Genomic DNA, 12,310 nt, shown 5'->3' with positions numbered 1-12,310 from the left:
ACGCTGCCGGGAAACTTCACGGCAAGGCAAAGAAGCAGCAGGCGATGCCACCGGCAACGACCGGCTGAAGCACCCCGGCTGGATCCTCAGGGCGTCATGGAATCCTTCGCCTGCAGGGCAGCGAGTGAGACACACCGGACTTCAGCCCGCCTCGACGGTGGTCAGACGTCGTTTTCGTGGTTAGCTCGCGGCTGGCAGTGCGTCAGGGATCCGGGGTTTCGTGTTTCCTGCGAACGTGAACTTGGCGTCGTCGCCTTCGCCGTCCACGTCCACTACAACGATGTCGCCGGCGTGGAGCTCGCCGAACAGGATCTTCTCGGAGAGCTGGTCCTCGATCTCGCGCTGGATGGTGCGGCGCAGCGGCCGGGCACCCATGGCCGGGTCGTACCCGCGGGTCGCCAGGAGCACCTTGGCCGCGGTGGTGAGCTCGATGCCCATGTCCTTGTCCTTGAGGCGCTTCTCCAGGCGGCCAACGAACATGTCCACGATCTCGATGATCTCGTCCTGGGTGAGCTGCGGGAACACCACAACGTCATCCACACGGTTCAGGAACTCCGGACGGAAGTGCTGCTTGAGCTCTTCCGTCACACGGGCGCGCATCCGGTTGTAGCCGGTCTGCGTGTCTGTGCCGGACTGGAAGCCGGTGGCCACGCTCTTGGAGATGTCCCGGGTGCCCAGGTTTGTGGTCATGATGATCACGGTGTTCTTGAAGTCCACCACCCGGCCATGGCTATCGGTCAGGCGGCCGTCTTCCAGGATCTGCAGGAGTGAGTTGAACAGGTCAGCGTGTGCCTTCTCCACCTCGTCGAACAGGACCACGGAGAACGGACGGCGCCGGACCTTTTCGGTCAGCTGGCCGCCCTCGTCGTAGCCGACGTAGCCAGGAGGGGCACCGAAGAGCCGCGAAACCGCGTGCTTCTCGGAGTACTCGGACATGTCCAGCGTGATGAGGGCGTCTTCCTCGCCGAACAGGAACTCAGCCAGGGCCTTGGCGAGCTCGGTCTTGCCGACGCCCGTGGGGCCGGCGAAGATGAACGAGCCGCCCGGACGCTTCGGGTCCTTCAGGCCTGCACGGGTACGGCGGATAGCCCGCGAAATCGACCTAACCGCCTCCTCCTGGCCCACCACGCGCTGGTGCAGCTCGTCTTCCATCCTCAGCAGACGGCTGGATTCCTCCTCGGTCAGCTTGAAGACCGGGATGCCGGTGGAGTTCGCCAGCACCTCGGCGATGAGTTCCTCATCAACTTCGGAGATGTCGTCCATGCCGCCGGTCTTCCAGTGGCGCTCCTTCTCTCTGCGCACCTCGACGAGCTTCTGCTCCTGGTCGCGGAGCGAAGCGGCACCCTCGTAGTCCTCCGCATCCAACGCGGACTCCTTCTCCAGCTTCACGGCGGCGATCCGCTCATCCATCGCCTTGAGCTCCGGCGGGGCGGTCATCCGGCGGATGCGCAACCGGGCACCGGCCTCATCGATCAGGTCGATCGCCTTGTCCGGCAGGAAGCGGTCCGAGATGTAACGCTCCGAGAGATTCGCCGCTGCGACCAGCGCGCCGTCGGTGATGGTGACCCGGTGGTGCGCCTCGTAGCGGTCGCGGAGGCCCTTGAGGATCTCGATCGCGTCGGCCACGGAGGGTTCCTTGATCTGGATCGGCTGGAAGCGGCGCTCAAGCGCGGCATCCTTCTCGATGTGCTTGCGGTACTCATCCAAGGTGGTGGCACCGATGGTCTGCAGCTCGCCGCGGGCCAGCAACGGCTTCAGGATCGAAGCCGCATCGATCGCACCCTCGGCCGCACCGGCACCCACAAGCGTGTGGATTTCGTCGATGAAGAGGATGATGTCGCCGCGGGTGCGGATTTCCTTCAGGACCTTCTTCAGGCGCTCTTCGAAGTCACCGCGGTACCGGGAGCCGGCCACGAGTGAACCGAGGTCCAGGGTGTACAGCTGCTTGTCCTTGATGGTTTCCGGGACGTCGCCGCGGACAATCGCCTGGGCCAGGCCCTCGACGACGGCGGTCTTGCCGACGCCGGGCTCACCGATCAGGACAGGGTTGTTCTTGGTGCGGCGCGACAGGACCTGCATAACGCGTTCCATCTCGGACTCGCGACCGATCACCGGGTCCAGCTTGTTCTCGCGCGCAGCCTGGGTGAGGTTGCGGCCGAACTGGTCCAGGACCACGGAACCGGCGGGAGTGCCCTCGGGCTGGCCGGGGCCCGGGCCCTGGCCCTGGCCCTGGCCCTCGCCTGCGCCCATGGTCTCCTTGCCCTGGTAGCCCGAGAGCAGCTGGATAACCTGCTGGCGGACGCGGTTGAGGTCTGCGCCCAGCTTGACCAGCACCTGGGCGGCCACACCCTCACCCTCACGGACGAGGCCCAGCAGGATATGCTCCGTGCCGATGTAGTTGTGCCCCAGCTGCAGGGCCTCGCGCAGAGCCAGCTCCAGCACCTTCTTGGCCCGCGGGGTAAAGGGGATGTGGCCGGATGGGGCCTGCTGGCCCTGGCCGATGATCTCCTGCACCTGTTCGCGCACGCCGTCGAGCGAAATGCCCATGGACTCAAGAGCTTTGGCGGCAACGCCTTCACCTTCATGGATCAGACCCAAGAGGATGTGTTCGGTACCAATGTAATTGTGGTTCAGCATGCGTGCCTCTTCTTGGGCAAGCACAACTACGCGACGGGCACGGTCCGTAAATCGCTCAAACATTTTCGCCACACTCCTGGCTGCCGCCTATCTTGATCCTACGTCGCCGCGGGCCCTCATGGGGGGGACTTCGCCGAGAGGCAAGGTATTTGTGACTTCAGCGGTACGTGTCCTCTTTTTCGCAGCATTAGTTGTCCTGGCGCATCAACTGGTGACTTGATGAACTCGCGACCTTCCGACTGCTGAGGTGCTTGATGGGATGCCTTTGTAGCCACAGACCTCCCGTCTCAACTGCTGAGTAGCTTCCGCGTACGTTAGCGGAACAACTAGACCGAAGTTACGCAGGTTGAGACGCCGGAATGGGAAATCGTAGTCCCCCTCTCAAAGGCTGGGAGACTATTTGGTGTCAAGTTCCCGTGGCTGTCGGTGTCTGTGGTGCAGGGCGTAGCTGTCAAACACCTCCGACGACGTCGTTTCTGGATGGCCGAACTTGCCGCGGAGTACCTCTGCGAGATCGTCCAGCGCTGCATGAAGTATCCGTCCGGCAAACCGTAGTTCCGGGTTTTCACTGAGCTTGGCCTCAGACGCCAACTGGTAGGCGTAGGCAACGGTAGCCGGCAGGGAACCCTCTTCTCGACTTCGCGGAAGTAGTAAGTTTCATGGAACGACAGCAAATCTATGCTGACGGAAGCCACGTTTTGGGCCAGTGATTCGAGACTTGCTGGTGGAGGCTAGCAGCATTGGCGTCTGGGCGGTCATCGGGCGCCCGGAGTCGTCGGCGCGTCCAAATGCGGCGGAGTGCACCTGGACACCGTCCCGGACGACGGCGATCGCGGCGCCCGGCGATCAGTTGGCGGTCGCGCAATCTCTTCTTCTCCCGGTTTGGGTGCCCCGCCGGTGAAGATCGTGAACATATCAGAAATAGCTACGAATGTTCACTATCTTCACCATTTGTTTCTCATGCCTGTTATGGTGAATATATGGAACATCCGGCTGAAACTCCGTTCTTCCGTGCCATGGATTCGAAATCCTTTGGCGCTTCGGTCCGTAGCGCCCGTCAGGAGCGGAAGCTGACGCAGAGCGGCTTGGCCGAGCTCATCAACGCGAGCCGTCACACCATCGTCCGCCTGGAACAGGGCGAGAATGTTTCTTTGGAGACGGCCATCGCGGCGGTGCGGGCCCTTGAGCGGGACATTGCCCTTATTCCGCGGTTTTCACGTTTGGACGTCAAGCAGTGAGGCGGAATGAGCGGCTGGCCGTCTGGCTGCATGGCCGGCGGATTGCCTGGCTCACGGGAACGTCGTTGCGTCCGCGGCTTGGATACCTCCCGGACCTTGTAGCTGAGTACGGTGCCGGCGCTGCCCTGCTCTCGTTGTCCTTGCCGTTGCAGTCCAAAGCCATCAACGGTCCGGCAGTGCTGAACTTCTTCGATGGACTCCTCCCGGAAGGTCAGGTTCGTGCGCACCTGGCCGACCTGCACGGCGTTGCTTCCACGGACATCAAAGCGTTGCTCGCGGCGGTGGGCGCTGACTGTGCCGGCGCCGTGCAGGTCCTTCCCGACGGCGTGGATCCCGAGGAGGGGGGAGAACTGCTGCCGATGACCGAGCAGGAAGTCGTGGCCGCCGTCGAGTCCCTCCCCACTTGGGACCTCCCTGAGGACTTCGCCATCACCACGTCCCTTGGCGGTGTCCAGTCCAAGGTCCTGTTGTCCAGCAGCTTGTCGTCAGGCGACAGTGGCTGGTATTGGCCGGCCCGGGGCGCCGCCTCCACGCACATCATCAAACCCGACCCGCTTGATTCACCGATTCCGGACTTGCTGGCGGCCGAACATTGGGCGCTTGAGCTGGCCAGGGCGGCAGGCCTTCGTGCGGCACGGACACGGATGGAGACGTTCGGCACCCGGGATGCCCTGGTAGTGGAACGCTATGACCGAACCGAGGACCACAAGCGGATTCATCAGGAAGACTTCACGCAGGTTCTGGGGATTGCGTCTGCGGCAAAGTACGATCAGTCGACCGCGGCACCGTCACGCCTCGCGCAAGTGGCTGCGGTCGCGTCGCCGCACAGCCGAAATGCTGCGGCTTTCAAGAGTGAGTTGTTGAAGGCTGTGGCTTTCAATGTCCTTATCGGCAACGGCGACGCCCATTCCAAGAACTACTCGGTGCTTATCCGGGAAACGGGCGAGGTGCAGTTAGCGCCCCTGTATGACGTCGCGCCAACGCTGCTGCTCTATGCGCGCAGCTCCAATGCAGGGCATTCAGTGGCCGGTCAGGCCCGGCTGAACTACATCACCCTGGACCATCTTGTGAGGGAGGCTGGCAGTTGGGGGATGGACGTCGAGGAAGCCCGCTCCGGCGTGACGGGCATCCTCGTTGCGGCGGCGGAGGCTCATGCGTCCGTTCCCCAGCGCCTCGCGCACCTGCCCGCCCTCGTGGCTGCTCGTGCAGAAGATCTCATTGCCGGAAGCACGGCGCGCAGGCAGCTGTAACCGGTCCAGGTGCCGCCGTCGGTCGCCTCAGGTGTACATGAGGGAGCCGGGCGTGGTGAGCTTTTCGCCGGTTTCCAGCCAGGTTTTGAGGCCGGAGAGGATCATCGGCCAGCCGCCGTAGAGCTGTTCGTTGGCGCCTTCGCGGAGCTGGTCGTGGGTGACGGTGAGGTGGCAGGAATCGCCCACCGGTTCGATTTCCCAGGTGATGCGTGAGGTGCCTTCGGCCTTCACGTCCTCGCCCCACAGGGCGCGCATGGTCTGGACCAGGCGGCGCGGGGGAACAACTTCAATGTTTTCGCCCTCGCCCAGGAGCGCTCCGTCCGCCTTCGGGTTGCCCATTTCGAAGCGGCTGCCCGTGGTCCAGTCCGATTTGATGCTGTTGCCGAACTGGTACTTGCTGCGGATCTCGCTGTCCGTAATGGCTTCCCAGAGCCGCTCCGGAGTGGTCTTGATATAGATTTCGAAGATCTTTTCCATGGGACTTTCCAATCTGGTTTTGAGGTCGCTGAGGGCAGCGGCCCATGGTTGTGCATATTTGCTGACCCAGCGGTCGTGGACCAGGCGGATGGGCACCGGATTGAGGAAATGGAGTTTCTCGCGGCCCCGACGGCGGGTGACCACCAGGCCGGCTTCCTCCAGCAGCTTGAGGTGCTTCATGACCCCATAGCGGGTCATCTCGAAGTGCGCCTCGAGCGCGTGAAGGGTCTGCCCGTCTTCCCGGAAGAGCTCATCGAGCAGGTCCCGGCGGGTGGGGTCGGCGAGGGCCTTGAATACGGCGTCCACGGCTCAAGAATAGGTGACCATTTAGTCACATGTCAACGGGTTTTAGAAGTCGTTTCCCATAAGCACATGACTCGGGAAATGCGTGTCAGTGGGCGGGCGCAGGTGGGACGATGAATCCGTGGACCAATTCTTTGACTTCCTTCGCCACTACTGGTGGCTCGTCTTCCCTCTCGGCGGAATGGCCGGAGGGTGGGCAAGGCAGTGCTCCAAGGCCAGCGAACGCCGGCACCGTCGCCGTCTGGAGCTGTACAAGCTCAAGAACCAGGCGGTCCAGGCGGAACAAGCCAGCCAGGCCCAGGTCGCCGCCCTGGTGGCAGCGCATGATGCCGTGAACCGGCGGTGGCTGGACTACGAGCTCGACGTGGGGAAACTTATCGATTTCCCGGTCATGACGGATGTGCGCGAACCCCTGACGGTCGCCTTCCTCCGGGCCAAGCGGGAGGCCGACGGTTTGCGGCCGGCCAAGCCGGAGGAGATTACGACGGCCGCCCGGCTGACGGAATACCGGGCGGCCGTGCACAGCTTCCGAGCTGGCGTTCGACGTCGCCGAGCGGGAAGCCAAGCGGACCAAGGACAGCAACTTCACGGGGCCCGAACGCCAGCGGCTGGCAACGGCCAGGAAGCTGCTCAACATCGCCTCCGACAACGCGGCGACACCTGCCGAACGGCAGACCGCATACAAGCGCGCCCGGCGGGAACTGGACGGTCTCATCGTCCTGCCCGAGGCCACGGTAGCGGCGCTGGAAGTAAAGATTGCCGGCGAACTGAACGCACCACACGCCCCGGAATAAGGGAGAGTACGACGGCGGTACCAGGGTTGGGAGCGGGCGCCATTCGACTGACCTGCGCCCAGGTAGTAACTAACCATTGACTACGGGTTCCAGCGGTCTAACATGAGGCGCATCAGGACATTTCAAGGAGGAGATGTGTGATGTCACGCGCCGAAGTAGAGCAGCTTGACGACCGCGGAATGGCGGCCTGGGACCAGCACGATACGGCGGCGTTCGCCGACCTGCTGGCCGATGATTTCACTTTTACGGACGTGATGGCCCCCGAGCCGTTCCGCACGCGGGAGCAGGTCCGGGCCTACATGGACACCTGGTTCATGGCGTTTCCGGATATGCGCATCCGGGCCACCCGGCGGGTGATCAGTGATGACGAGGTGGCGGCGGAAGTGGAGTTCACCGGCACGAACACCGGGCCGGTGCGGATGGGGGACCAGGAAATTCCGGCCACTGGCAAATCCGTAGTGGGAACAGGAACCTATTTCGCCTCCGTCACCGACGGAAAGATCACCTCGTTCCGCGCCCACCCGGATGTTGCCGCACTGATGGGGCAGCTTGGGCTGATGCCCGGGATGTGACCGGGGCACGAGGCTGGCCAGCGCCGGCGCCCAGGGGGTGGTGAGCCTTTCGCCGGTTTGGGGCGAGCTCGACTCGCCGCACGCCCCGGAGTAGGTCCGTGACCCAAGGCAACGATGCACCAGACTTAGGGGCGTGACGAACAAACCCCGTCCCGGCCTCGCGATCGCTGCGCTCAGCCTCGGCACCTCCCTGAACCCGCTGAACTCGTCCATGATCGCCGTCGCGCTGGTGGTCCTGCGGGAGGATTTCGCGCTCGACGTCGCCACCGTCACTTGGGTGATCACCTCGTTCTACCTCGCGTCCGCAGCCGGGCAGCCGCTCATGGGCAGGCTCGCGGACCGCTTCGGGCCGCGCCGCCTGTTCACGTTCGGAATGGCCCTGGTGGCGGTGACGTGTGCGCTGGCTCCGTTTGCGCCCAACTTCGCGCTGGTTTGCGTGGCCCGCGCGCTCATGGCCGTGGGGACCGCGACGGCGTACCCGTCCGCCGTCGTGATGGTCACCGAACTGAGCCGCCTGGCGAAGCTGCCCTCCACCCGCCCGCTGGGCCGGATCCAGATGGCGAACACGTCGGCGGCCGCGGTGGGACCCGTCGTCGGCGGATTGCTGGTGAGCCTGCTGGGCTGGCAGGCGCTGTTCGCCGTCAACGTGCCGCTCGCGCTGCTGGCGCTGATTGTGGTGCACCGGGCGGCGCCGGCCGATGCCGGCCGCGAAACCGGGAAGCTCTCAACCCTGATCCGTGACTCCGACATCCCTGGCATCCTGGCCTTCGTCGCCTCGCTGATGCTCGCGATGATGGCGCTGCTGAACGTGATGCCGGGATACCGCTGGTGGCTCCTCGGCGCCGCAACCGTCATTGCCGCGCTGTTCGCGTGGCGGGAGCTGCGCTTCCGCCCGCCGTTCCTCGACTTGCGGCTGCTGGGCCGGAACCGGCCGCTGCTGCTGGTGTATCTCGTGTTCGTCGTCTTCAGCGGCGTCTACTACTTTGCGTTCTTCGGCCTGCCGCAGCTGCTGCAGGAGGCAGGACATTACGACGCCGGACTGGTGGGCTTGCTGATGCTGCCCCTGGCGGCGATGTCCGTGCTGGTCACCCCGGTGACGGTACGGCTGATTGAGCGGTTCGGCGTGCGTTCGGTGTTGATCGCCGGTGCGCTGATCCTGCTGGTTGCCTCGGGCGGACTGGGGGCGTTGACGGTGTCCCTGTGGCCGCCCTTGGTGTTTGTGCTGACCGCATTGATGGGTGTGCCTTACGGGGTGGTGAGCACGGCGTCGAACCAGGGCCTGTACGTGTCCGCCCGGCCGGAGGAGAGGGGAGTGGCGGCCGGCATTTTCCAGACCTGCCGCTACCTTGGCGCCATCACAGCAACGGTACTGATCGGTGTGCTGTACGGGCCCGGGGTGAACCAGTCGAACTGGGGACTGATGGTTCTGGTGATGCTGGGGCTGGGCGCCGTGGTGCTGGCGTTGGCGGTGGCGTGGCAGCGGAAGGGCGCTTAGCTGCAGCTTCGAAAAGCTGCCGCCCGGCCGCGAACTCCAAGCCAGGGAGCCTAGCCCTTAACCTCGTACGCCTTGGGCAGCTTCAGGCCGCGTTCCTCCATGAGGGTGCGCAGGCGGGTGGGGTAATCGGTGATGATGCCGTCCACGCCGAGGGCCATCAGGCGCTCCATGTCCGCGGTGGTGTTCACGGTCCACGGGATGACGGGCAGGCCCAGTTCGTGGGCTTCGGCGATCATCGCGGGGGTGACGGAGCGGAACGTGGGGGAGACGACGTCGTACCCCTGCGCGGCCGCTGCCTTGGGGAGGGAACCATCGTAGTCGTCGATGTCGATGCCGCCTAGATTGGGGCTCGCGCCGGGCTGGCCCACGCCCATCCAGGCGTCGCCGCTGGAGAGCGCCACCAGCGGGAGTTCGGGCGCGATCTCGTTGGTGAGGTTCAGCGAGGACCAGTCGAAGGACTGCAGGGTGGTCCGGTCCGCCATGCCGGAGGCCTCGATCTCGGCCACCACGGCCTTGGTGAGCGCTTCCATCCCGGCGCCGCCCACCTCGCTGTTCTCCACCTTGGTCTCCACGTTGAAGCGGACCTTGGCGGCGTCGGTGTCGCGGACCAGCTGGTAGACGTCCTTGAGCTCGGCGATCCGGTTGCCCTCGATGACGTCCTGCGCCGGGTAGCCGGGCAGCTGCACGAAGCCGCAGTTGAGCGTCTTGACCTGCGCGAGTGACAGCCCGGCCACCCGGTCGCCCACGTAGGGGAACTCAGGGTCATTGGCGGTGGCGGGTGCGGTGTCCACGCACTTGTTGGCCTGGATGGTGTCGTCGTGCCACACGATGACCTTGCCGTCCTCGGTCAGGTGCGTGTCCAGCTCCAGGGTGCTCACGCCCAGGGCCAGGGAGTTCGCGAACGCTGCCAGGGACTCCTCGGTCCATTCGCCGCGGCCGCCGCGGTGGCTCTGCAGATCGAAGGAGCCGTTGCGCTCGTTCACCTTGATCGCGGACGTGGCGGTTCCGGCAGCGTTCGACGACGGCGTGCCGGCTTCGTTCTCCGGGGCGGCGACGCCGGGGCTCGCCAGGGCGGCGATCAGTGCGGCGGCTGCCGCTGCAGTCAGGACTGGGCGCATGAGTGGTTTCCTCCTGGGGTGACGGGGACCGGCAGATGGCCGGTGACCCATCCACGCTAGGGAGGGCAGGTGGCGCGCGTGGGGCCTTGAGTTGGAGGGGAGGTTAACGCGGAGCGGAGGTTACACGGGGTTGTTCGGCCGGCTGTCCGCCGCAATAGACTCGGAGCATGCCAATCTCGCGCCTTGACCTAGGTATCCACACTCAGCCGTCCGCCCTCGAGCATCTCGGGGCCGATCTGTGAGCGGCGGTCTCGTCGCCCTGCTCGACGACGTCGCAGCCCTGGCCCGCATAGCCGCCGCCTCGGTGGACGACGTCGCGGCCGGAGCCGCCAAAGCGGGGGTCAAGGCCGCCGGCGTGGTCATCGACGACGCCGCCGTCACCCCGCAGTACGTGTCCGGCGCGGACCCGTCCCGCGAACTGCCGATGATCAAGAAAATCTTCTGGGGCTCGCTCCGAAACAAGCTGTTGATCATCCTGCCGGCACTGCTGCTCATCAGCGCCTTCGTCCCATGGGCCATCCCGTTCATCCTCATGGCGGGCGGCACGTACCTCTGCTACGAGGGCGCCGAGAAGGTCTGGCACAAGCTCCGCGGCCACCACACCGCGGAGGAAGACGCGCCGGCGGTTGAACGCGGTCCGGAGGCCGAGGCCAAAGTCATCAAGGGCGCCATCACTACCGACTTCATCCTCTCCTGCGAGATCATGGTCATCTCCATGAACGAGGTGGCCCAGGATTCCTTGTTGTCCCGGGCGATTATCCTGGTGGTCGTGGCCCTGGTGATCACGGTGGCCGTCTACGGGGCCGTCGCACTCATCGTCAAGATGGACGACATCGGGATGCACCTGGCCGCCAAAGATTCCGCCGGCTCCCAGCGCACCGGTGAGCTGCTCGTCAAGGGGATGCCCGCCGTGCTGGCCGGGATAACCTTTATCGGGACAATCGCCATGCTCTGGGTGGGTGGCCACATCATGCTGCAGGGTGCACACGACCTCGGCTGGCACGCACCCTATGACCTGGTCCATGTCCTCGAGCACCCCTTCGCCGGGATCGCTGTTGTGGGCGGCTTCCTGGCCTGGCTCGTCAATACCTTGTGCTCGGCCGTCATCGGACTCGCTTGGGGCCTCGTCGTGATGGCGATCGTGCATCCGCTGCTCAACGCGCTGCCGTTCGGCAAAAAGAAGGGCGGGCACGAGGAGGGCGACATCCGCGCCGAACTTGCCGGCTATCGGCCGACGAAACGTGACGAGGATCCGGCCTCCTAGCCAATCGGCGGCGCGGCGCCCGGTCCGTCGAACAACGCGCTGGTGCTGCTCTGGGGCACCACGACGTGGACGGCGTTGCGCTGGACGGTGAAGTCGGTTGGCGTGGTGGTCGCGATCTCGCCGTCGAGGTTCACCGGCAGCGGCTGGTCGGTGACCAGCCGGACACGTCTGGTGGTCAGGTGGTACACCCGGTCGTGTTTGATGAAGCTTCCGTCCTTGAGCAACCGCGCGATACTCACATGCTCCCGGAGCGGTCCCGCCAGGATGGCGTAGATGTCGAGGGTGTGGTCGTCGATCCCTGCCGTGGGGGAGACCGTGTTGCCGCCGCCGTAATGCCGGCCATTGCCTACGGCCACCTGAAGCAGGCTGTCGAGTTCCATCGGCTCGTGGTCCCCGTCGGGGAACTCGAGACGGGCCCGGAACGCCTTGTGCCGGGCATAAGCCGTTAGCGTGGCGATGCTGTAGGCCAATGGCCCGATGTACCGCTTCAGGCGGGGGCTGAGAGCTTCGGTGACAGCCACCGACAGGCCCACGGACGCGACGTTGAGGAAGGGCTCACCGTTGGCCCGGCCGAGGTCGATGTCCACTACTTTCCCGTCGGCGATGGTGGCGCAGGCCTCGGCAAGGTTGTTGGGTATCTCCAGCGTACGGGCGAAGTCGTTGGCGGTGCCCAGCGGAAGAACGCCGAGCACAACGTTGGTGCCGGCAACCCGGCCGGCGGCGTAGGACACAGTCCCGTCGCCGCCGCCGACAACCACCAGGTCGTGCCCGTCCGCAAGCACCCGATCAAGCGTCCCGGCCAGGTCTGCCCCCGAGTGCACATGGTGCACGGCGGAGACCGGCACGCCTGCCTTTCGCATCGTGTCCACGGCAAGTTCGTGTGCCGCCCCTCGGCGTGATCCGGCGTTGATCACCACGGCGGCAGAGCGTGCGTCCCGGGCAGATTTCATGTGGGCCATGTTAGGCGCCGGACCTGTGCGTTTCCTATGGTGCCGGCGGAGGAGTACGACGGCGGCGACTGAGTTCCAGCCGAAGGAACCTGCTTGTGGGGGAACCCAAGGTACCGCGGCACCTTTATTCTGTGAACGGAGCGGGGGCCGGGAAGCGGCAGGGGACGGAGCCTGGCAAAGAGGAAATCGAGGGCCATCGCTGCCACAACGGC

General features: G+C 65.1%; 9 protein-coding genes and 2 pseudogenes. 6 read left to right on the top strand and 5 right to left on the bottom strand.

Features of this window, described 5'->3' with window-relative positions; genetic code table 11:
* Positions 1-180: 180 nt before the first annotated feature.
* Together NG698_RS05790 and NG698_RS21925 are read right to left on the bottom strand one after the other, a co-directional pair.
* Positions 181-2,700 carry an ATP-dependent Clp protease ATP-binding subunit gene (locus NG698_RS05790; protein ID WP_252608715.1) on the bottom strand — a complete coding sequence of 840 codons (2,520 nt, stop codon included), beginning with the start codon at positions 2,698-2,700 and terminating at the stop codon, positions 181-183.
* A 651-nt stretch (positions 2,701-3,351) separates the two neighbouring features.
* Positions 3,352-3,480: pseudogene (locus tag NG698_RS21925) on the bottom strand (serine hydrolase); the annotation flags it as partial.
* Positions 3,481-3,617: 137 nt separating this feature from the next.
* Here NG698_RS21925 and NG698_RS05785 point away from each other — a divergent pair.
* Positions 3,618-3,875: a helix-turn-helix transcriptional regulator gene (locus NG698_RS05785; protein ID WP_252573733.1), complete on the top strand. Its 258-nt coding sequence runs from the start codon at positions 3,618-3,620 to the stop codon at positions 3,873-3,875.
* Positions 3,872-5,125 (top strand): type II toxin-antitoxin system HipA family toxin, encoded by a 1,254-nt coding sequence (locus NG698_RS05780; protein ID WP_252608712.1) that lies wholly within the window; start codon positions 3,872-3,874, stop codon positions 5,123-5,125. The genes NG698_RS05785 and NG698_RS05780 overlap by 4 nt, the downstream gene beginning before the upstream one ends.
* 27 nt (positions 5,126-5,152) lie before the next feature.
* Here NG698_RS05780 and NG698_RS05775 read toward each other — a convergent pair whose 3' ends face one another.
* Positions 5,153-5,908 carry an ArsR/SmtB family transcription factor gene (locus tag NG698_RS05775; protein WP_252608709.1) on the bottom strand — a complete coding sequence of 252 codons (756 nt, stop codon included), beginning with the start codon at positions 5,906-5,908 and terminating at the stop codon, positions 5,153-5,155.
* 118 nt (positions 5,909-6,026) lie between these two features.
* Between NG698_RS05775 and NG698_RS05770 the strand changes: the two are divergent.
* The 3 genes and pseudogenes from NG698_RS05770 (at position 6,027) to NG698_RS05760 (ending at position 8,766) form a co-directional block, all read left to right on the top strand.
* Positions 6,027-6,699 (top strand): annotated as a pseudogene (locus NG698_RS05770) (hypothetical protein).
* A 140-nt stretch (positions 6,700-6,839) separates the two neighbouring features.
* Positions 6,840-7,271 (top strand): ester cyclase, encoded by a 432-nt coding sequence (locus tag NG698_RS05765; protein ID WP_252608706.1) that lies wholly within the window; start codon positions 6,840-6,842, stop codon positions 7,269-7,271.
* 133 nt (positions 7,272-7,404) lie between these two features.
* Positions 7,405-8,766 carry an MFS transporter gene (locus tag NG698_RS05760; protein ID WP_252599270.1) on the top strand — a complete coding sequence of 454 codons (1,362 nt, stop codon included), beginning with the start codon at positions 7,405-7,407 and terminating at the stop codon, positions 8,764-8,766.
* Between the two features lie 50 nt (positions 8,767-8,816).
* Here the strand turns inward: NG698_RS05760 and NG698_RS05755 are convergent, their stop codons facing one another.
* Complete coding sequence (locus NG698_RS05755; protein WP_252608704.1) at positions 8,817-9,884, bottom strand: glycerophosphodiester phosphodiesterase family protein; 1,068 nt, start codon at positions 9,882-9,884, stop codon at positions 8,817-8,819.
* Positions 9,885-10,122: 238 nt separating this feature from the next.
* On the opposite strand from NG698_RS05755, the gene NG698_RS05750 reads away from it, so the two are divergent.
* Entirely contained in the window at positions 10,123-11,148 is a 1,026-nt protein-coding gene (locus tag NG698_RS05750) for a DUF808 domain-containing protein (protein ID WP_252608701.1), read from the top strand.
* Here the strand turns inward: NG698_RS05750 and NG698_RS05745 are convergent.
* Positions 11,145-12,098, bottom strand: coding sequence for a lipid kinase (locus tag NG698_RS05745; protein WP_252608698.1), 954 nt, complete (start codon positions 12,096-12,098; stop codon positions 11,145-11,147). The two genes, NG698_RS05750 and NG698_RS05745, sit on opposite strands and share 4 nt — an antisense overlap.
* Positions 12,099-12,310 lie beyond the last annotated feature (212 nt).

This window comes from Pseudarthrobacter raffinosi, from assembly GCF_023913735.1.
Classification (GTDB): domain Bacteria; phylum Actinomycetota; class Actinomycetes; order Actinomycetales; family Micrococcaceae; genus Arthrobacter; species Arthrobacter raffinosi.
This window is presented reverse-complemented; position numbering and strand designations above follow the sequence as displayed.

What these genes read in the sequence shown, in the direction of transcription:
- NG698_RS05765 (WP_252608706.1), top strand. Translation starts at nt 6,840, where the DNA reads ATGTCACGCGCCGAAGTAGAGCAGCTTGACGACCGCGGAATGGCGGCC.
- NG698_RS05745 (WP_252608698.1), bottom strand. Translation starts at nt 12,098, where the DNA reads ATGAAATCTGCCCGGGACGCACGCTCTGCCGCCGTGGTGATCAACGCC.
- NG698_RS05790 (WP_252608715.1), bottom strand. Translation starts at nt 2,700, where the DNA reads ATGTTTGAGCGATTTACGGACCGTGCCCGTCGCGTAGTTGTGCTTGCC.
- NG698_RS05755 (WP_252608704.1), bottom strand. Translation starts at nt 9,884, where the DNA reads ATGCGCCCAGTCCTGACTGCAGCGGCAGCCGCCGCACTGATCGCCGCC.
- NG698_RS05785 (WP_252573733.1), top strand. Translation starts at nt 3,618, where the DNA reads ATGGAACATCCGGCTGAAACTCCGTTCTTCCGTGCCATGGATTCGAAA.